The 21,191-nt window shown below is 55.6% G+C and carries 17 protein-coding genes; 6 read left to right on the top strand and 11 right to left on the bottom strand.

Annotation, left to right across the window (positions count from 1 at the left end; translation table 11 throughout):
• Positions 1-372: 372 nt before the first annotated feature.
• Together R3D51_06885 and R3D51_06880 are read right to left on the bottom strand one after the other, a co-directional pair.
• Positions 373-1,785, bottom strand: coding sequence for a hypothetical protein (locus tag R3D51_06885; protein MEZ5899205.1), 1,413 nt, complete (start codon positions 1,783-1,785; stop codon positions 373-375).
• A complete protein-coding gene (locus R3D51_06880; protein MEZ5899204.1) occupies positions 1,775-2,434 on the bottom strand; it encodes a glycosyltransferase in 660 nt (219 codons plus the stop codon). The genes R3D51_06885 and R3D51_06880 overlap by 11 nt, the downstream gene beginning before the upstream one ends.
• Positions 2,435-2,446: 12 nt before the next feature.
• On the opposite strand from R3D51_06880, the gene R3D51_06875 reads away from it, so the two are divergent.
• Positions 2,447-2,692, top strand: a complete 246-nt coding sequence (locus R3D51_06875) for a hypothetical protein (protein ID MEZ5899203.1) — start codon at positions 2,447-2,449, stop codon at positions 2,690-2,692.
• Between the two features lie 201 nt (positions 2,693-2,893).
• Here the strand turns inward: R3D51_06875 and R3D51_06870 are convergent, their stop codons facing one another.
• From R3D51_06870 to R3D51_06860, 3 genes are read right to left on the bottom strand one after another with little or no spacing between them, the layout of a single operon-like run.
• Positions 2,894-3,601: a sugar transferase gene (locus R3D51_06870; GenBank protein MEZ5899202.1), complete on the bottom strand. Its 708-nt coding sequence runs from the start codon at positions 3,599-3,601 to the stop codon at positions 2,894-2,896.
• 22 nt (positions 3,602-3,623) lie between these two features.
• Entirely contained in the window at positions 3,624-4,730 is a 1,107-nt protein-coding gene (locus R3D51_06865) for a DegT/DnrJ/EryC1/StrS aminotransferase family protein (GenBank protein ID MEZ5899201.1), read from the bottom strand.
• A gap of 59 nt (positions 4,731-4,789) precedes the next feature.
• A complete protein-coding gene (locus R3D51_06860; GenBank protein MEZ5899200.1) occupies positions 4,790-5,506 on the bottom strand; it encodes a sugar phosphate nucleotidyltransferase in 717 nt (238 codons plus the stop codon).
• Positions 5,507-6,264: 758 nt separating this feature from the next.
• On the opposite strand from R3D51_06860, the gene R3D51_06855 reads away from it, so the two are divergent.
• Complete coding sequence (locus tag R3D51_06855; protein MEZ5899199.1) at positions 6,265-7,575, top strand: polysaccharide biosynthesis/export family protein; 1,311 nt, start codon at positions 6,265-6,267, stop codon at positions 7,573-7,575.
• Between the two features lie 37 nt (positions 7,576-7,612).
• A complete protein-coding gene (locus tag R3D51_06850) occupies positions 7,613-8,551 on the top strand; it encodes a Wzz/FepE/Etk N-terminal domain-containing protein (protein MEZ5899198.1) in 939 nt (312 codons plus the stop codon).
• Positions 8,552-8,685: 134 nt separating this feature from the next.
• Here the strand turns inward: R3D51_06850 and wecC are convergent, their stop codons facing one another.
• Together wecC and wecB are read right to left on the bottom strand one after the other, a co-directional pair.
• On the bottom strand, positions 8,686-9,951 hold the full coding sequence (gene wecC / locus R3D51_06845; protein ID MEZ5899197.1) for a UDP-N-acetyl-D-mannosamine dehydrogenase: 1,266 nt from the start codon (positions 9,949-9,951) through the stop codon (positions 8,686-8,688).
• On the bottom strand, positions 9,948-11,126 hold the full coding sequence (gene wecB, locus R3D51_06840) for a UDP-N-acetylglucosamine 2-epimerase (non-hydrolyzing) (protein ID MEZ5899196.1): 1,179 nt from the start codon (positions 11,124-11,126) through the stop codon (positions 9,948-9,950). The genes wecC and wecB overlap by 4 nt, the downstream gene beginning before the upstream one ends.
• Before the next feature lie 324 nt (positions 11,127-11,450).
• On the opposite strand from wecB, the gene R3D51_06835 reads away from it, so the two are divergent.
• Positions 11,451-12,578, top strand: a complete 1,128-nt coding sequence (locus R3D51_06835) for an NAD(P)/FAD-dependent oxidoreductase (GenBank protein MEZ5899195.1) — start codon at positions 11,451-11,453, stop codon at positions 12,576-12,578.
• Positions 12,579-12,590: 12 nt separating this feature from the next.
• Here the strand turns inward: R3D51_06835 and R3D51_06830 are convergent, their stop codons facing one another.
• Positions 12,591-13,637 (bottom strand): NAD(P)-dependent oxidoreductase, encoded by a 1,047-nt coding sequence (locus tag R3D51_06830; protein MEZ5899194.1) that lies wholly within the window; start codon positions 13,635-13,637, stop codon positions 12,591-12,593.
• Between the two features lie 167 nt (positions 13,638-13,804).
• A complete protein-coding gene (gene asnB / locus R3D51_06825) occupies positions 13,805-15,775 on the bottom strand; it encodes an asparagine synthase (glutamine-hydrolyzing) (protein ID MEZ5899193.1) in 1,971 nt (656 codons plus the stop codon).
• A 433-nt stretch (positions 15,776-16,208) separates the two neighbouring features.
• Between asnB and R3D51_06820 the strand changes: the two genes are divergently transcribed.
• Positions 16,209-17,549, top strand: a complete 1,341-nt coding sequence (locus R3D51_06820) for an NAD(P)/FAD-dependent oxidoreductase (protein ID MEZ5899192.1) — start codon at positions 16,209-16,211, stop codon at positions 17,547-17,549.
• Between the two features lie 84 nt (positions 17,550-17,633).
• Here R3D51_06820 and R3D51_06815 read toward each other — a convergent pair whose 3' ends face one another.
• Entirely contained in the window at positions 17,634-18,914 is a 1,281-nt protein-coding gene (locus R3D51_06815) for a septal ring lytic transglycosylase RlpA family protein (GenBank protein ID MEZ5899191.1), read from the bottom strand.
• A 166-nt stretch (positions 18,915-19,080) separates the two neighbouring features.
• Positions 19,081-20,454 (bottom strand): 30S ribosomal protein S12 methylthiotransferase RimO, encoded by a 1,374-nt coding sequence (rimO, locus tag R3D51_06810; protein ID MEZ5899190.1) that lies wholly within the window; start codon positions 20,452-20,454, stop codon positions 19,081-19,083.
• Between the two features lie 81 nt (positions 20,455-20,535).
• Here rimO and R3D51_06805 point away from each other — a divergent pair, with 81 nt between their 5' ends.
• The gene (locus tag R3D51_06805; GenBank protein ID MEZ5899189.1) at positions 20,536-21,189 is read left to right on the top strand and encodes a nucleotidyltransferase family protein; all 654 of its coding nucleotides are present in this window, start codon (positions 20,536-20,538) and stop codon (positions 21,187-21,189) included.
• Positions 21,190-21,191 lie beyond the last annotated feature (2 nt).

The raw sequence follows: 21,191 nt of genomic DNA, 5'->3' as shown, positions 1-21,191 counted from the left end.
TGGAAGTTCGGAAGTGCTTGGAGTTCGCGCTGTCTTTCTGTGTCGTTACAAACGAGATCTGCATGTGCCTCTTCGATTGAAGACATAAATGCAAATATCTCAGACTCGACCTTTGCTGGCTCCGCCTTCTCAAACGCCGATTGACGCCTGGTAACGAGGGCACCACGTTCCATTAATACAGGCTTACAACAAGCATTTGAACCTGTCTGCCCTGTATCCTGCTCAACAACCCTAATTTGAAATCGCCCTAAGGGCTGGCGCATGACGCATCCCAAAAGTACAGATGCTTGTTCAATTCGAAATTAACGCTATTGCCAATTGGAGTTTCTGTTGAATGAATGCTGCTTGCGGAAACCCTATTGGACGCAGACATCACGACATGGTGTTGGCAACGGATTGGCCTGAACTGCACGTTGATCTTTTCCGCCGGACGTCACTAATGACAAACCGCGTCTTACCACTCGCGGCTCTCTGAATTTCGTCGACATAATGAAGGCGAACATCGGTATTCTTGCCGACACGTAGCCGGAAGCCATCTAGAATGTTGGCCTCGTCTTCCGTTGAATATCGTTCTCCCTTGACGATGAGGACATCGATCGCGCCGACCTCGCTTTGGTGGATCTGGGCCGCTCGAATATTCACTTGTCCCCTAAAAACGTGATCGAACCGGCAAATGCGTGCGCCGTTCGGGAGCTCGACGTTATCTTCCGCACGACCCTCGATCGACACGACGATTCGTCCATGCCTCCCACACGAGCACGGTGTTGACGACAGCCGAACGAGATCGCCGGTATCGTAGCGCAGCAGAGGCGTCGCGAGGTTGGACATATTCGTGCCGACAACCCGGTGCAGTCCGTCTTCACCCAACGGAATGAACTCGACCGCGGCAAAATCCTCATCAACGTGGAGATTGCCTGCAGGACACTCTGATATATTGGCGGCTGCCTCGGCCATTGCGTAATGCTGCAGGGGCGCGACACCGAATGCCGCGCGAATGGCAGAACTATGATGCGCGAGCACACTTTCTGAACAGGTCGTTATCCATCGAGGCCTGTAGCCAAGATCAAATCCGGTCTCAAGTATGTGAGTGGCGATAATTGTGAGGTGGGATGGGTATCCATGAAGCCAAGGCGGCCGCGCCTCTCGAAGCTTGCGAACAGTATGTTCTAGATTTTCCGGCGTCGTGTGAAAAGCGCTGAATAGAAGCTGCTTTCCGAAGATATTTTCGCGCCAGTAGGGCGGATAAGTCTGCTCTGAAGGGACAATGTAGCGCCCTCCAAAATAAGCGCACCACGTCCCAAACGGTATTCCGTGCCATCGCAGATAGCGCCACCAAACAGCATAGTGCTCTCGCACTGCTGTCGGGGTAGTGACGAAATCCAACCCGGCACCCGTCGTGCCACTCGTGTGCACCCATTTGCGCTCCGACCTTGGAACCGCGCTCGAAAAGAAGCTCTCGGTCGACCTTTGCACTTCGACCTTGTTGAGAATGGGAAGCTTGGCGATGTCCGACAAGCTGCGAACGTCCGTCGGTCTGATGCCGAGTTCGGCGAAAAGCCTCTGGTAATGGGGAACAGTCGTGGCGGCATGCCGAACCACTTCCGCAAGACGCCGATCTCTCAGTTGCACCAAGCCGGCATCATCAAGCTGGCCGTTTCTTTCAAGCTGATGGAGCAGTTTCCAGAACTCGCTGTTATACCGGAATCGCTTCAGCCTCAGCCCAACCAGCGAGCAAGCTGCGTTTTGCAGCGACACCGGCAGTTTGAAGTAGATGTTACTCCACATCGCACTGCCTCTTTAGCAATCCCTTGCATGTCTCCAGAACCTGCTCGCCATAGCAATCGGAACGTACGGCGACTGCTTCCTTTGTTGAGACGGTCTGCAAAATTTTTCGCGCGAGATCATTCGCATCACGACTGCGGAACGTGGTGACCCCAGCGGGACGGGCAACGGCATCAGACGCGACTGTCGGAATGCCCAGCCAAAGTGCCTCCCGAATGGAAACTGCATCGCCGTCCGTACTCGTTGGACGGACGAATAAATCGCAATGTTTCAACATACCAGCAAACTCGATCTCACCCACTCTGAGCAATATATGGTCGTTAAGCCCGTTGTGCCTTAAGCGATCGCGCAAATGGTGAAGATACGCGTTATTCTGGTCTATATCTGAGATGCAGACGACTGCGCCGCATCGTTCGCGAACATCTGAGCGCAAAAATGCGGACATCAACAAATCGATTCCGTAAATATCTGCACCATTAAATTGTGGCAGACGGCTCGCATTCAAAGCCAGTACTTTTTTTCCACTCGCCCGGTAATCCGCAATCGACCGCACGATGTCTGCGGGAACTTTTCCCTGGTCTACGGTTGGACTGATGAAAGCAGGGATAACACGTGACGGTACACCAATCTCTTTGGATACCGCGTCGCTCACTGCGATGCGTTCATGAGCCAGCCGACATGCCGCGCGAAGGCAAAGTCTGGGGAAGAACCGACTGTCATGACCGTGTACGGTTTGAAGAACACGTGCGCCCATAAGTCGAGCAAAAATGGTATGCGCCAAACGGAGATATCGGTTGCTGGTGTGGATATGAACAACATCCGCCGCACGCAGCAGCCCGAAGTAGGCAAAGACCGTTTGTCGTCGAAGGTTGGGAACCCCAGGCTTGGCGGTTCGCGATTCATCAAGTAACCGATACGCGATACCTTCTTGTTCGTATATGCGCGCAAGACGAAGGATATGGATTGATATTCCGCCCCTGGGTGGGGGCAACGGTCCGATCAGGAGAACGCCGCCAACCCGAGACGCTTCCTGGGTTAGTCGGCCCAGCCGTTGGCTGTTCGTATGTACACTCGCCATTACACGCGCAATCGACTTGCCGCGACGCGGCCTTCAAGCATTCGACCTTGAAGGCTCGCGTTCGCGTGTTTCGCTGGTTTTCAGCGAGACCGTATGCTTCTGCACGCCAATCGTCGCTAATATGCCCTGCACAAGCCAGCCGAGATCTCCCAGAAGGGTACGGTCTGAATAATAGTCCAGATCAATGCGGGCTTTTGCGGGGAACAGAACCTTGCGATAGAACTCGTCCAAATCGCCAGTCTTGGGATACAGAGCACCCTCGTCGCGGAACTTGACCTGCGTCGGCCCAAGAATTCCCGGCTTGTATTTCAGGATCTCTTCAAAGCCATCCTTGAAACAATCGGCATAACCGGTCGATTCAGGACGAGGTCCAATAATGGACATGTCGCCAAGGAGAACATTCCAGAGTTGAGGCAGCTCATCGAGCTTGGTCAGCCTCAACAAGCGGCCTACGCTTGTCATGCGTGCATCACCGTCCAATGTCAGCTGAAGACCGCTGGCACTGCAAGTCTTGTGAAATTTGCGAAACTTGAACATGCGAAATGGCCGGCCGTGCAGGCCAAGCCGCGTATGCGAGAAAAATATTGGGCGACCACTCTCAAGCACAATCGCGAGTGCGATAAGGCCCATGAGCGGCGCAAGCGCAATCAACGAAACGGCGGCCAGAACAATATCAAACACCCGACGGGTAATATGGCCAATCGTCACGCTACGCACTGAACTCGTCGTTACTGTAGCCACGGAACTCACACCTTCTCGTTACTCAAAGCGCATCAACAAGAGCATTCACCGCTAAATCCACGTGACCTTCTTCCATCTTCGGATGAAGCGGAAGCGTTAACTCACGCTGCGCGAAATCCTCTGTCTCGGGCAAATGAACACCTGGAAACTGATTTCTATAATACGAAAATAAATGGGTCGGCGGATAGTGAATGGTTGTTTGTACCCCGGAGGTACGCATGGCCGCAATGACCTCGGCACGATTACTTTCATGGGGCAATACGATCGGCATAATATGACAAGCAGATGTACGCGGCGCCGAGAATGGCACGCGCACATGTTGAGCACGCTCTGACAGAAGGGTCCTATACAGAGCGGTAAGTTGACGACGACGCTCATTCCACTCCAAGAGCTTCTTGAGCTGCACCAGGCCTATTGCAGCGCGCAATTCGTCTATTCGATAGTTATAGCCGAGCATCGTAACGTCGTACCCCGGCATCGAACTTCCGTGACGCTGAAAGGTAGCGCTCGTCAGTCCGTGCCCGCGAGCCTGCCGAATGCGCTCAAGGAGGGCCGGATCCCGGGCAATAACGGCCCCCCCCTCAGCAGTCGTCATATTTTTGTTGCCGTAAAAGCTGAAAGCGGCCGCCACACCGAAGGTGCCGGCCTCTCGCAGACCGGACGCATGCGCAGCATCCTCGACAAGCAAAAGATTGCGTTCTTCCGCAAATGCCTGCCATTTCTCCCGGTCAGCCAGATACCCGGCATAATGCACGAGAATGACCGCACGGGTTCTCTCTGTGCATTTGGCTGCCGCGTGCTCCAGCGACATCAATGGAACATCGGCCGACTCGATGTCCACAAAGACAGGTTTCGCCCCTACGTAAAGGACGCTATTTGCGGTGGCGGCGAAGGTCATCGCCGGGACAAGAACCTCATCGCCCGGACCAAGCCCCAGCCCGAGCAGGATGAGATGCAGCGCAGCAGTACAAGATGACACCGCCACCGCATCGTCCGCACCGTGCACTGCGGCAAACGCCTGCTCGAACCGGCGGACCTTTTCGCCCGCAGTGATCCAGCCGCTATCGATGACTTCAATCAGGGCATTCTTTTCGTCTTGCCCGAGACAAGGCTCAGAAACGCTTAGCATGTGGCACGAAGCTCGCTGCTGGAGATATGGTTGAGTAGGAGAACATAGTTAATGACGGTTCAGCCGAGAACCGCTTCAGGCGATACGGTTTCGCCGTCCCAATCCAAGTCTTGGGCTTTCTGAAAATCCTCAACCCGGCCGATGTCGAGCCACAAGCCGTTATGGTGATAAGTATGGACAGGAAGATCGCGTGCCATCATCCCAAACACCATGTCGTCGAATCCGAATGGCGTTCCTGGTGGCACGAGCGACATCACGGAGGGCTCCATGCAGTAAACACCCATACTCACACGGTGCTGCAGAATGGGCTTTTCAAGGAAGCGCGTGACCTCTCCATCGGCATCTTCGATCACGCCATAATCCATGCGCGTTGACCGCAGCGTCGTGGCGATCGTCACGGGGCCGCCATGAGCTCTGTGGCAGCTGGTGAATTTACGCAGATCCAGATCGGTCAGCACATCCCCGTTTAGCATCAGGAAGGTGTCATTGATCCGATCTCGAAGAAGAGCAAGCGCACCGACTGTGCCAAGCGGCTCCGGCTCAGTCGTGTAGCGTATGTTGATGCCCCACTGGTGGCCGTTTCCACAAAAGCTCTGAATGAGATGCCCGAGGTATCCCGTCGTTATGAAAACTTCCTCGAGCCCGTGGCGCCGCAATGACTTCAACAGTAATTCAAGAACCGGACGGGCACCGATCGGCATTAAGGGCTTTGGCAATACGGATGTGTAAGGGCGAAGACGTGTACCTTTGCCTCCGCACTGGATCACAACCTGCATTTAAAATATCCTCTACGCTGACACGAAAATATCGCTCGAATTAGACGTAAAATTTATCACTGCGCAACGACAACAAGTGACCGATTTTCATATTTATTGACGGTTATGCTTAACCCCAAAAATAGTGCCGCAAGTTCGGACCAATATCGCATCTGTTGCTTATCGGCGGACCCCGTAGCAATACGTAACGAGTGCCACCGCTATCGCGGACATGTCTGCGAAATGACGCTGACAACGATGTCTGAGCGATTTGATTGCACGCGTTCAAAATGGGCTTGACCTGCTGCTAGCACTGCTGACGAGCGGCAGCGCGCGGTTCCTACAGCAGGAACAGTCCGCCCAGATTAACGGCATTATTCCAACAGTTTTAGAGTGCCATGGGATCTAAGTGAGAAAGTCTCAGCGAGCTACGACCGCTCCTGACCGCCTGCTTCGAGGCAAGGAAAAATTTCCCGCAATAGCTCGCTTGGCCGGTGCCCGCCAAACGGGAACAAGCCGAATTGCCCTCAAATATGGGCTCAGGTTGGAGCTTACCATAAACATTAGCTAACTTCTAAAAAACAGAAACTCAAACCAACAACGAATATGGATGTCCAAGTATAGTGGCGCCACGCTGAGCGAACGCCACCAATCAGAGCGGCAATAGTTCTGAAGCTTCACCAGCAACCGAGTATTTGTACCAATTGAATTTGGGACATAACACCGCCAGATCACCCGCGGTGGCCGGAAATTGCGATTTGGAGATAGCGGATTTTCATATGACGCAGCTCTCGACAATTTGGACTTCGATCGTTCCCAAACTCTTCGCTCTAATTGTCGCTCTGATCGCCGTCACTTCTCCGGTGCGAGCGGACGGGCCAATCGACATGCGCAAGTACCATTTGGCACCTGGCGACAAGATCACAGTGACAGTGTTCGGCCAACCTGAGCTCTCCGGCGATTTCAGCGTCGACGGCGCCGGCAACATACTCCTGCCGCTGGTTGGAAACCTCGAAGTGGCCAATCTGACCGTGTTTGAATGCCAGGACCGTATCGTCGGCCTGCTTGAAGACGGAATCCTTCAGAAGCCCGTTGTCAACGTCAAGGTTGGAGAACTCCGCCCCATTCAGGTTCTGGGGGATGTGAGATCACCTGGCGTTTATCCTTATCGCTTCGGCAGCATCGTCAAGGGAGCGATTGCTCAGGCTGGTGGGCTTGGGTTCGCACAGCAATTTGCCGGCGCGGCGGTCTCCGAATTATTGCTGAGTGATGAGCGCCTAAGGCTGCTCAATTCCGAGCGCAAGCAATTGCTCGTCCGCAAGTCAAGGCTAGAGGCGCAGCGCGATGGGGCGAAGACCTTTGAGGAGACGTTGTCCGAGCGAGACAAGCAGGACGCGGATCTGTCGAACCTTATTCAGCAGGAGGCTGCTGTCTTCAAGGGAGAGACTGCAGCAATAGAAAAGCAGCGGGAAACGATAAGATCGCTGAAGCCTCAACTGCTCCTCGAGAGCGAGGCGATCGATGGCCAAATCGAAACTGAGTCAAAGCAGATTGAGCTCGTTCAGGCGCAATTGAAGGAATACAGGCGACTCATCGAAAAGGGCTTGGGCAAGTCCAATTCGGTCATCGAGTTACAGCTTGGCGAGGCCAACAAGCAGTCCAACGTCTTCCGGCTTAAAGCCGATAAACTTCAGCTCCAGAACCGAATATTGGCACTTGAGATCCAGCTGAACGACATTGAAGCCACCTATAACAACAAGCTGACCACTCAGCTCCAAGAGGCTGAAAAGCGGATTCGCGAAATCGATGTTACCCTGCCATCAGCGCAGCAACTGCGTGACTTCAAAGCTGCTGTCGCCGGAAAGGACGTCGATGCAGCCGCTCTCGTTCTGACGCTCACGCGCGTGCAGAACGGTCAAGTCACGTCCTCCAAGGTGGATGACACAGCGTTCTTGGAGCCCGGCGATATCTTGGAGGTAAGAAATGCAATTCTTATCAACGACAAGGTGGCCGGGCGCGCTGAAATGCAGACAAAAGCAGAAAGCATGCAAGATGCTCAAAAACAAAACGCCAACTCGAACGCCCAATAGCGCACTTGCATAACCCCAGTCATTGGTACTCGAAAATATGCTGCAAAACGTTCCGAATTCCATAAGAAGCGCGGCTAACACGCTTCCGCTGAACGATGATAATTCGCTCCATCGCGTCATTCTCTCCGCATGGCGTGAACGGCGGGCTATTGCCTTGATCTGCGGGACGGTATTTCTGCTAGCGACAATCGTCGTTCTCGTTAGGTCGCCCACCTATACTGCGCGTGCCATTGTCCAGATCGCTTCGGCTCAAGAGCCACAAACCCCGACCCAGCAGCCCATAATGGTGTCTCCGACGGCGGCGACCGATGCAGCGACGTTCATCGGATCAGAGTCGCTTGCCCACCGAGTCGTTGTGCGATTGGGCCTCGACAAGCTGCAGCAACGCTCCTGGATGGATGAGATCGCACAGCAGTGGCAGAATAGCCGACTGAATAATCTCGTACCAATTACCTACACCATTCCAACCAAAGAGGATGCCGCCACAAAGACGCTCATGAAGCGCCTGAGCGTGAAAAACGAACCGCGCTCTAACATCGTTACAGTCGACTTTATCTCTCGCTCGTCATTGGATGCAGCACGCATCGCGAATGCCGTTGTGGCTGAGTATGTCGATGCGATGCGGTCGCAGAGAATTGCAGCGCGCGCCGAAGCTGCGCGAACGGCCCTGACAAACCTACGAATGACCTACGGGGACCAACACCCCAGCGTCATCAGCGCCAAGGATACTCTTGATCAGGCCGAACGGGCCCTAAGAGCTGAAGAAAATCGCAAGCCGCCGGATGAAACCGAGCTTGCCGCCACCGGATACGTTGTACCCGCCCGGCCGAACACTCTGCCATCCGGCTTGGCTAGCTTCAACATTCTCGGCGTAGCCCTTATCTTCGGACTCTTCCTTGGTATCTTGTACGCCGCCTTCGCCGCCTCTCTGAAGGAAGCGCTTTCTTCGCTTAGAAATAGCGCGAACAAGCCCTAAGCATTCTCCGTAGCCTCACCAGTGCATGAGGCGACGGCTTGTGAATGACTTTCTTGCATGAAAGCCCGACCGGCGAGATCCCAGCTGCCGCGGTTCGAGCCGTTGATCCCGCCGCTAGCGATCCGTGGCTGCCCTCACTGAGCGCTTGGCGTCACCGACATCAGGCCGATGGTGTCGACCACAACTTTCTCCAGGAACTTCTGTGGCTGCAAGTTGCGGAATTTCTTATGTCCCACGAGGAATGTCACAATGTCCGCCTCAGCGCGGGCTGCTTCAGCATCCACCACCTTGAGCCTTGGATGAGATGCGATCTTCTGGGGCAGATCTTTCAGCATGGGATCGCAGACAAGCACCTTGAACTTTGAGTTTTTCAACAGGCGTTCAACAATATGCAGCGCTGGACTTTCGCGAAGATCATCGACATCCGGCTTATACGTGACACCAAAGCAAGCGATGACAGGATTGCGGAAGCGGCTGGCCGCCTGAACAATACGATCATACACATAGTCCGTCTTTTGATCGTTTATTTCACGCGCCGTCTTGATGAGGCGGCTCTGCTCAGGGGCGGAATCGACGATGAACCAAGGATCGACCGCAATGCAGTGACCGCCAACACCAGGGCCAGGCTTCAGCACCGACACACGCGGATGCTTGTTAGCAAGATCGATCGCCTGCCAGACGTCGACATCTAGACGGTCGCAGATCAGCGATACCTCATTGGCGAACGCAATGTTGACGTCCCGGTAGGCGTTCTCCATCAGCTTGACGAATTCGGCTGTCCGGCAATCAGTGGTATAGGATGTACCCTTTACGAACGACTCATAAAGGCTGTTCGCTTTTGCTACGCAAAACTCCGTCATTCCGCCAATAATGCGATCGTTGGCGACGAGTTCGCGAACCATCTGCCCCGGCAGAATGCGCTCTGGACAATGGACGACGTAGACCTGACCGTCGTGGTGGTCCTCATTCTTGTACGAGGGAAAGACGAGATCCTTGCGCTTTTCAGCAAGGCGCGTTGCAATCCGTTCGGTTGTCCCCACTGGAGAAGTCGATTCCAAAATTATCGTGCAACCAGGACGCAGATAGGGAGCGATAGAATCTGTGCCTGCATCCACATAGGACAAATCTGGACGCTTGCCATTCTTGAACGGGGTTGGCACCGCAATGATGTAGTAATCGGCCTCCGCGGGAGTCATCTGGGCAGTCAGACGACCTGTCTTAACAGCGGCAGCGAGCAGCATCTCGAGATCAGGCTCACGAAAATGCGCAAGCCCCTGGTTGACTTTGGCAACCACATCCGGATTCACGTCGAAGCCAATGACCGTATGCCCCGCACTGGCAAGCATTGCCGCGGTGGGGAGCCCGATGTAACCAAGCCCTACGACACAAACTCTACTCATACCGCAATTTTCTCTGAGATAGCATCTACGATACGCCGTGCTGCCGTCCCATCCCCGTAGGGAAAGCACGGCTTCGCGCGACGGTGATATTCATTCCGATCATCCAGAAGACGATCGATTGCACTGCGAATGCGCTTGGGATCGCACCCAACCAGCTCCACGGCTCCAAGAGAGACCGCTTCCGGTCGCTCTGTAACGTCCCGCATGACCAACACCGGCTTTCCAAGCGCTGGTCCTTCCTCCTGTATTCCCCCGGAATCGGTAAGCAAGATATGAGCCCGCTTCATGAGATAGACCATGTCGAGATACTCGACCGGTTCGATGAGATGAATTGCGTCATGCCCAGACAGACGCTTTTGAACGACAGAGCGAACATTCGGATTGAGATGGACGGGATAGACGACCTCGACGTCACCGCGACTAGCTATAGAAAGAAGTCCATCACAGATCTGCTGGAACCCATCGCCAAAGCTCTCGCGTCTATGACCCGTTACAAGGACAAGTCGCCGTTCGGGGTTGAGGAATTTGAACTTCCGCTCGCATTTTTTCACCAGCCCCACATCCCGATCGAGCCGTCCAGAAACGAACATAAGGGCATCAATTCCGGTGTTACCGGTGACTAGGATTTCACCTTGCCGATTGTACTCGTTGCGCAGGTTGCCTGCAGATAGCTTGGTAGGCGCAAACATCATATCGGCGATACAATCGATCGCCACGCGATTGAATTCTTCCGGCCAGGGCCGGCTTAGGTCATACGAACGCAATCCCGCCTCTACATGGCCGATAGGAACTCGCGCATAGAATGCCGAGAGAGCCGCCGCCATCGCGGTCGTGGTGTCGCCATGAACAAGAACACGGTCGACACGCTGAGCGGCATACACCTTCGACATCTCCTGGAGTACACGCCCCGTTATGTCGGAAAGGGTCTGTCCGGGCGTCATGATATCGAGATCGATATCGGGACTTTCGCCAAACAGAGAGAATACCTGATCGAGCATCGTGCGGTGTTGACCGGTCGAAACGACGACCGGATGAAAACCAGGACGCTTCCTCAGCTCAAGCACCAAAGGCATCATCTTGATCGCCTCAGGTCGCGTGCCGAAAACAACCATGATTCTTTGCCCAGCTGCGCGGCTGGACGCGATCACGCTGTTGTCATGGATTGCAATGGTCATCGACGGCACGCACCTGAGACGCTTGAAGCAAATAAAATCGGCAAAACTCGATGTATCCCCCGCGACTGGCAAAAATCAGCGTTTAGCGCCGCCGCCATTCACATAAAAAATTCGCCTCCGAAATATATACTCGACATCGCTCAATATTGGGCACCCAGGCATTCTATTTTTGGGACTTTGGTTATTTGCCTTTTTTGCGACTTTGACCTCTATTAAGTCTCTTTTCTGCTTCTACATCGTTTCGAATTGCGACCATAGAATTACACTTGCCGCTGGCAATCGTGTCTGCATACATTGCGCTAATCTTTTGTGACATTTCCCAACATGATGCACGCACCTGATATTGAAACCGCCATTATCGGCGGCGGCGTTGTCGGCCTCGCCATCGCGGTCGCGTGTGCCAAAAAGGGACAGGAAACGTACGTCTTCGAACGCAACGGTGACGTGGGGCAAGAAACAAGCTCTCGGTCGAGCGAAGTCGTCCACGCCGGCATCTATTACCCGCAGGGATCATTGAAAGCGAATGCCTGTGTTGCAGGACGAATACGACTATATGAATTCGCCGCTGAAAATTCTGTCCCGGCTAAAAAAGTCGGAAAGCTCATCGTCGCCACTACGGACAGCGAAATCGCCACGCTTAAGAATTTTCAAGCTGCAGCGCGCGCAAACGGTGTCGATAATTTGCGTTGGCTCACAGCCGCTGAAGTCAACGCGCTCGAACCTGAGGTAAGATGTGTCGCCGGGCTTCTGTCGCCATCGACAGGCATCGTTGACAGCCACGCCCTCATGAAAGCGCTCGAAGGCCACCTTCAAGCAAACGGTGGCTTTGTTGTCCTTCAAACAACGTTGCAAAAGGCCCAATGCCTTCCAAATGGCAACTTCGAACTCTCGTTTGCGAGTGGAAGTGACACTTCCAGGCTGACCGCACGCAATCTTGTCGTCGCCGCAGGTCTAGGAATGGCTGCGCTTCGTGGTCTCATTCCGTATAGCGAGGGCTATGAACCGCCGCGAACCCGCTTTGCCAAGGGCCACTACTTCACTCTTCAGGGGCGCGCGCCTTTTCAACACTTGATTTATCCTGTTCCCGTTCCAGGCGGCCTTGGAACGCATCTCACTTTGGATATGCAGGGAGCCGCTCGGTTTGGACCAGACGTTCAATGGATCGATCGCATCGACTATAGTTTCGATGATCCTGACGGAAGCAGGCGCGCTGATTTCGAGCAGGCCATCCGGCGCTATTGGCCTTCGTTGCCAAAGGCCGCGCTAGAACAAGGCTACACCGGCATCAGGCCCAAAGTTTCAGGAAAAGACGAGCCAGCTGCCGATTTCCTCATTCATGGACCTGAAACGCACGGGATTGCTCGCATGGTCGCCCTCTACGGAATAGAGAGCCCAGGCCTCACGTCCAGCTTGGCGATCGCTGACATCTGCGCTGAGAAGCTAGGTGCCTAGTATTGGTGGCGCCTAGTGATTCACGACATAGTTGCCGTAGAAGTTTTTGCTCTCTTCGACGTCACCATACAGGCCAGCCTGAATGCAAGAAACGACATGCGCGATGGCGCTCGGCACGGAGTATTTAGGCGCAAAATCGAGCGCTCCTCGGATTTTGTCGAACGAAACGCGATAATCACGCTGGTCGAATCCGCCGGCCTTGTAGGTTACTTTCGCATCGGGAACCAACTTCACAAGCTCATCGACGATCATCTTCTTGGTAAAGTTGTTTTCGTTGCCACCTACATTGAAGACCTGGCCGGACACGACATCTGTGGGCGCTTCAATCACACGAATGATGGCTTCAGAAATATCGCTGACGTGACAGTACGGGCGCCAGGTCGCCTCATCATAGACAATGAGCTCGCGACCCATCGCAATCTCTCGGCTAAACTCCGATACAGTCAAATCGAAGCGCATCCGCGGTGACAATCCAAAGGCCGTCGCAAGACGCAGAACGGTGGTGGAAAAATCCGTCGCGTTTGAAGGCTTGGTAACGAACTCCTCGAAGGCAACCTTAGTTTCGGCATAAACCGACTTCGGATTGAGCGGCGACGTTTCCGTCGCCGGCTGGTTGCCTTCCAGGATCCCGTAATTGCTGCATGTCGAAGTGAAGATGAACTTCTTGATGCCGCGCCCTGCCAGTTCCGAATAGAGGCGGCGCGATGCAGCTTCGTTAACCTCTCGTGTGAGTTCTGAATACTTCTTGGAAATTGGATCGCCAACCAACGCAGCGAGAAGAACCACATCGGTAATGCCACTCAGGCTATCCTGCACAACAGCGGTGTCGCGCAGATCGCCGCGGACAAACGAGAAGCTGGGATTGTCCATCAGCGGCGCAATCGTGTTGCCCGTTGGATAGTACAGCGCATCGAGGCAACGCACCCTGTAGCCCAAGGCCAGCAATTGGCGAATGAGGACGTTTCCAACGTAACCTGCACCACCGACTACGAGCACGTGCCTGTCGTTACGTTCTGAATTAGACTGCGGCCGATATTGCGACACAGGGGAATGCAGCATTTTACATCACTATCAATGGAGTTTTTGCTGCCCCATTCATAGACGCTTCCGGCAATGCCAGAAAGGCGTTTCGAGTTGGATATGGTATTAGAGTTAATTGAAAAAATCTAATTGCGACGCTCGCAAATCGACAATTCAAAAATCGAACTCTGTCATCGCTAATGCCGTCAAGCGTGATGGAATTCGTGCAGCGCCGATTTTTCGACCGGCAACCGACGACGCCAAGCCTCAAACATAAGCACGCACCACAATCGATAGCTCCAATCTCTTGTCCCGCTCAGATGTTCCTTCCACATTGCCTGAACGGGAGCGGGATTGAGATAGCCCGCCGCTGCCATTTTGGCGGGATCCAACAGGTCTTCCGCCCAGTCTCGCAACGAACTGCCAAGCCACTCTCTGAGCGGGAATGCGAAGCCCATTTTCGGCCTATCGACGAGCTGCGACGGGATGTGGCGATACAAGACTTGTCGCAACAACCACTTCCCGACACCGTCTCGCACGAGTTGATTTCTTTGCAATCCCCATGCGAATTCGGCGATGTCCTGATCGAGCAGCGGCGCACGCACTTCCAGTCCGACTGCCATGCTCGCGCGGTCTACTTTCACCAGGATATCTTCGGGAAGATAAGAATAAACGTCCAAAAGTTGAGCGGTGCGTGCAGGCTGTGCTTTCGAGAGACCCAACGCACCCATCCAGATTGGATCGACCGGCTCGCGGCCTCCGATTACCAAGCCGCTTGGATCCGACCATTGCTCGATCAGATCACGATAGATGAGTTCAGGTCCCACAGACTGCAACACATCAGCAAATTTCAATGCCCGCGCGGCAAGCGGACTTTGCCCGTATTCGCGCTGCATTATTGCCTCTGCGCTGTTCCACACAGCTTTCGGCACCGTGCGTATGAGCTGTGCGGTTCCAGGCTTCAACGCGGAAGGTATCCGCCTCGCCATCCTGCATATCTTCTCGAGCTTCTGGTATCTCGTGTAGCCGCTGAAAAGTTCGTCTCCTCCATCGCCCGACAAGGCGACTGTGACATGGCCCCGCGTCAGCCGTGACAAGATATAGGTTGGAACCTGAGAAGGATCGGCAAACGGCTCATCATAGACTTGGGGCATGTCAAAGACGGCATTGAGAAGGTCTTCAGGCCCGACGTGAAGTGTGTGGTGTTCAAGCTGAAGGTAGTTGGCAATTTCCTCTGCATGACGCGATTCGTCATAGCGCGTGTCGCCAAAGCCAATGCAAAACGACTTCACCGTGCCTGCCGCGCGTGCGCGCATGATCGCCAGCACCGTGGAACTATCGATGCCGCCGGAAAGGTATGCGCCGAGGGGAACATCCGATGCCAGCCGTCGATCTACCGCTCGTTCGATCAGACTCTCCAGCTGGTCGATGGCGTCCGCGTCGTCGAGGATTGGAGCGGTGGCGGCGGCAGCTCTGGCCTTCTCCGCCGCTTCCCAGAACTTCGTACGCCTGAGAATGCGGCCGTCCTTGATCTCCAGCGATTCCCCGGGCCTCAGCTTGTCTATGCCCTGATAAATGGAATGAGGCGCGGGAATGTAGCCAAACCGGAAAAACGCACACATCGCGTCGCGATCGAGTTCGGACTGGAACTGAGGGAATGCAAGAAACGCGTTGGGCTGCGAGCCGAACACGAATGATCTTCCCACGAAGCCGAAATACAGCGGCTTCTTCCCCACAGGATCTCGCGCCAAGCGCAAAACCCGATCGCGGCGATCCCAACACGCGATCGCGAACATGCCGCGCAGAAGCGGCATACATGCCTTGAATCCGATCTTGTCGATCAGCTCGACCAAGACTTCAGTGTCGCTATGACCGCGCAGTTTTGCAGCGCCATCTCCCAATTTCGCCTTTAGAGAAGGCGCATTGTAAATTTCACCGTTGAACACGATGACGTAACGGCCCGAACGCGAATGCATGGGCTGACGACCGGCCGGACTTAGATCCAGAATGGCCAGCCTACGGAATGCGAGCGCCACGCCACATTCCGCATCCGTCCACGATTGGCTGTCGTCAGGACCACGATGAGCAATGGCGTTGCCCATCTGATTTACGATGCGCTCGAGGCTGTCGGCTGTGTGTGCGCGCGGGAAATCGATGAACCCGGCAAATCCGCACATCCCCTTAGGCTCCCTCAAAATCCATTGAAGTAATTTTTGACAAAGTCTGAAGCGCTGGCCGGCCTTTGTCCAAAACGGCAACCAGACCGATCCCGTCTGCCAATTAACAGGTCAGGATAATACGTTATCGCGAAGCACAATGTTCTGAATTTGAGGCCGAATGGTATATCGGGCCTCACCAATCAGATCGTGTGGTTAAGGAGCAGGATTGCAAATCGAGGCTCGTTAAGCGCGATTTGTCTTCGCCGGTGCCGGTTTTGCCTGACCGCTGGAGGCTGGCTTCGGACTGTCTCCGGGAGCGGCGCTTAGCGCAGTGGAAATTGCCGCCGTGAACGGTTAACACTGCGCGACCTTCTCGCTTCGGCACGTTGTATGTTTGCCGCCCATCCTCCAGAATCCGCTATGAATCTCCTGAACTTTGTGAGGCTCCCGAATGGCCACCGAAACGGCGCAGACGGCTAACGAAAATCTCCCCCGTATCATTGTCGTCGGCGGCGGCGCCGGCGGCTTGGAACTTGCCACGCAACTTGGCCACAAACTCGGCCGCAAGGGCAAGGCGCGGATCACGTTGGTTGATAAGGCGCGAACGCACATCTGGAAGCCTCTGCTGCACGAGATTGCGGCCGGATCCATGGAAGTTGACCGCCATGAGCTTGAATATCAGGCCCAGAGTCACTGGCACGGCTTCAAATATCGATTTGGCGAGATGACCGGTATCGACCGGACGAAGAAACTCGTTCACCTCGCCGCCACCTACGACGAGGACGGACGTGAAATCACGCCTGAGCGGTCGTTTAAATACGACATACTTGTGATTGCCATCGGCAGCGTGTCGAACGACTTTGGGACGCCCGGTGTCAAGGAAAACGCCATTATGCTCGACACCCCCGAGCAGGCGGAGCGTTTCAACCGCCGACTATTGAACGCCTGTGTGCGCGCCAACGCGCAGCCCGGTCCGGTGCGACCGGGCCAACTGCACGTTTCGATCATTGGCGCAGGCGCTACCGGAACTGAGTTGTCGGCGGAGCTGCATCGCACCGCGCGCGGCGTCGTCGCATTCGGGCTCGATAAGATTGATCCCGAAAAGGACATCAAGATCACCCTGATCGAGGCTGCTCCGCGCATTCTCCCCGCGTTGCCTGAGCGACTCTCAACCGCAACGGTGAACATCCTGAGCAATCTCGGTGTCGATGTGCGTACAAACGCGCGGGTGACAAGCATCACGAGGGAAGGGGTTAATCTTGCCAACGGTGATTTTCTTCCTTCGGAGCTTGTGGTGTGGGCAGCAGGCGTGAAGGGGCCGGCCGTACTCTCAAATCTCGACGGGCTTGAAGTGAGCCGCTTGAACACGCTCGTTGTAAAGCCGACGTTGCAAACCACCAGAGACGACGACATCTTTGTCATCGGCGATGCCGCCTATCTTGTTCCGGACGGAGAAACCACGCCAATTCCTCCCCGCGCCCAGGCTGCACACCAAGAGTCCTCGCATCTCGTCAAACAACTTCAACGCAAACTGCGCGGAGAACCGGTAAAGCCGTTCGTCTACCGCGATTTCGGTTCTCTGGTTTCGCTTGGGCACTACACGACCGTCGGCAGCCTCATGGGCTTCGTTTCCGGCAAATCCATGCGCATCGAAGGTTTGTTCGCAAAGCTCATGTATCGCTCGCTTTACAAAATGCATGAGATGGCATTGCACGGGCCTGTGAAGGTGTTCCTCGACAGCATCTCGCGGCTGATCACGCATCGCACCGAGCCGCAGGTTAAGCTTCACTGACTGGTTGGAGTGTCGCTCAAGTTGAGAGCGCAATAGCGCCAAAAGCGGCGCGCATTGGCCTTTGCCGACTAGAGTGAAGGCAGTCTAATCGCGCGCCGCTTGAGCTTTGGACTTCAAATCAGCAAGAAGTTCATAAAGTGGTCCTGACCGCGTTACTCCGGCGCGCGCCTTGGCGCGCGCTTCTTGAACGAACACCGCCAGTTTAGGACGCCATTCCGCCACCGGCGGCAACACCAACGCTTCGCCCCTCGGCTGTGCGCGACGGCGAGCTTCGGCCACAAATGCCATCAATCTGTGCCAAAAATCGTTGACGTTGAGCGTGACGTCTACTCCCAGCGCCCAATAGGCAGGATCATGCGCCTGCACGACAACCACAGGCGCCTCTAGGTGGGTGACGAGCTCCTGCCCAGCTCCTGACTGCACCCGCTCAAACGTCTCGACAATCGCTGGCTCTGCCGGGCGGACATCCTCGTCTGCGGCCCTGGCGCGGACGAGCTGATCGCTGGTAGGCGAGGCTTCGGCGAGCGGCGAGACATCATGCGTCACCGGCTCCAAATACATAATTGTGAGCTTACGAAGTTCGTGGCGCGAATACTTAGACCTGAGATTCGGACGGCCGTACATGACGGGTAATTCCGGTTCTGGCTCGATGGCCGCCAGCAGTCGTCCCTGCCTCTGCAGCACGGCTTTTCTGCCAAATGCTTCAAAGCGCAGAGAAAGGCTCGCGAGTGCTAACTCGTATGCAGCCTCAAATGTCGGAAACACCCCGATATAACCCGGCACACGCTCGTAGCGGCGGTTTTTCCTATAGCGCGCTTCCTGCGCATCGGGCGAGCGAATGATGCCAATCATCAGATCGGCGACACCCTGCTTTCGAAATCCTAGTTTCTCAGCCGCCGCGCGCGATACGTCCAGTTTGCGTTCGCCCCAATATGGACCCGCCGAGTTTACGCGTAGCACAGCTGCTTTGCGGGTCGCGGGATTGAAGGCAAGCAGTATGGTGCCGTCGGGAAAGATGGGGCTTGCGGCGTTGTCAGTCTCTTCAGGCCGAAAGACCTCACCAGAACTCGTCAGAGCGCAGGTGTTGAAGCGATCGCTGTGGCAGTCGTCGTAGTAAGAGGCACGCAAAATTCCGAAGCGGCCGACGACGCTGTCCATCTCTTCAAGCGTGGAAACCCTATGACAGGTTTTGGCATGGCAATGAACGCCACCGGGTGTCTTTGCAAATGCTCCAAAACTGCTTGGGAGGAGCACGAGCGCGCACGCAAGTGCGAGCTTTGCGCACCGCAAAAGCGGCCGCAAAGCACGACGCAACACGACGACGCACAGCACCGGGTCAACCGGCGCTTCCCGGTCGGGGAACATGGAACAAATCCCTACCTGCCCGGCAGGTTGATCGCTGCACGGGCAAACGCACATTAGCTCGCAGGCTTCTCAGATACAGTTAACAGAGCCGGAAATGTGTTTCAATTTCGAGCGAAAAGCGCCCGTGCTCTAAGGAGTTGTTAACTTCCCAGACCAGCTTGGAAATTTAGATTTTCTCGGCCTCAAGGTCGTATTCGTCGCTGCCGATCACCCGCGCCCGCACAATATCGCCGGGTTTAAGCTGTTGCGCGCCATCGAGGAAAACGCTGCCGTCAATTTCCGGCGCATCCCACTTGGAACGGCCGACCGCCCCATCGTCATCGACCTCGTCTACGATCACGTCGATCGTGCACCCAACCTTTTCCTGCAACAACTCTGCGCTCACCCGTTTCTGCGCCTCCATGAAGCGGTGCCAACGTTCCTCCTTGACCTCCTCGGGAACAGCACCTGGTAGCTCGTTGGCTTTTGCTCCAGCGACCGCTTCGTACTTGAAGCACCCAGCCCGATTAATCCGAGCCTCCGTCAGCCAGTCCAAAAGAAACGCGAAGTCCTCCTCCGTCTCGCCCGGGAAACCGACGATGAAGGTGGAGCGGATCGCAAGATCGGGGCACACATCGCGCCAACGGCGAATGCGCTCGGCGGTCTTTTCCTGGTGAGCTGGACGCCGCATGGCTTTCAATACGCCAGGTGAAGCGTGCTGGAAGGGAATGTCGAGATAGGGAAGGATCTTTCCTTCCGCCATCAGAGGGATCACATCGTCGACGTGGGGATAGGGATAGACGTAGTGCATTCGCACCCAAGCGCCGAGTTCTCCCAGCGCACGCGATAGATCGAGAAAACGAGCCGCGAGCGGCGCCCCTTTCCACTGGCTCTCGGCGTATTTGATATCGAGGCCGTAGGCGCTAGTGTCTTGTGAAATCACCAGAAGTTCTTTGACACCAGCCTTCACCAGTCGCTCGGCTTCCGTCATGACGTGATTGGCGGGGCGGCTTGCAAGATCACCGCGCAGCGCCGGAATGATGCAGAACGAACACCGATTATTGCAGCCCTCCGAAATCTTCAGATAGGCGTAGTGCCGCGGCGTCAGGTGAAGCCCCTCTGGCGGAACCAGATCGATGAACGGATCGTGCAACGGTGGAACGGCGTCATGCACGGCGCCGACGACCTGTTCATATTGATGAGGACCTGTCACCGCCAGCACGCCGGGATGCGCCTCGCGGATGCGGCTTTCCTCTACGCCGAAACATCCCGTGACGATCACGCGGCCGTTGGCGGCCATCGCCTCGCCAATCGCCTCCAAGCTTTCCTGCTTGGCGCTGTCGAGGAAGCCGCAGGTGTTGACCACAACCACGTCGGCGCCATCGAAGTCGGGCGCAATCTGATAACCTTCCGAGCGCAACCGGGTGATGATGCGTTCGCTGTCCACCAAGGCCTTCGGGCAACCCAGCGACACAAAGCCGACCTTGGGCGCGGTCGCCTTTTTTCCGTGGCTTTTGCTTGTCTCGGTGCTGTCGGCAGCTGAAGGAGAAGTTTTTGTCATAGGCTGGGCTTCTAGCCCTGACTGCAATCGTGCGCAATCACGCCAATTGCGCATCGGCAGACGAAATGGTTTGTAGCAGCCATGAGTTCGCCGCCTCCAGCAGCCCCCCATCACGCCACGCCGCCCCGCGCGTCCCAGCGGGGCTTGGCCGCCATTGTACTGGCAGCGGGCCGATCCTCTCGGTTTGTTCAGGGCCACAAGCTGACCGCGACCGTGGACGGCATTCCACTGGTTGCACACGCTCTTCAACAGGTTGCCGCAGGCCCGGTGGACGACATCGTCGTCGTGGTGAGCGGCGAGCCAGATGGCGTGCAGGCGGCAGCCGGCCTCGGCCGTTGGCGGTTCGCCATCAACGCGAATGCCGCCCAGGGCCTCTCAACCTCGATCCGGACCGGGATCGCGGCACTTGAGCCCGACACCCCAGCGGCAATGATCGTGTTGGGCGACATGCCGGGCGTTTCGGCGCAACTTATTGCAGCACTGGCCGAAACAGCTGCATCCAATCCAGGCGCCATCGTTTATCCGGTGACGCCAGATTGCAGCCAGGGTCATCCCGTCCTTTGGCCGCGCGATCTATTTGGGGCGCTTGCCACACTCGAGGGTGACAAGGGCGCCAAGCCGCTTCTGGCTGCCCATAAGGACCGGGTCGTTACTGTCGCCTGGGCTACCACTGAGATCACGCGCGATATCGACACACGTGAGGATCTCGCCGCTTTTCTAGAGCGTCGGGACTAGGC

The sequence above is a fragment of the Hyphomicrobiaceae bacterium genome (genome assembly GCA_041397645.1).
Taxonomy (GTDB): Bacteria; Pseudomonadota; Alphaproteobacteria; order Rhizobiales; family Hyphomicrobiaceae; genus Hyphomicrobium_B.
The sequence above is the reverse complement of the archived record's forward strand: the minus strand, read 5'-3'. Positions and strand labels throughout refer to the sequence as shown.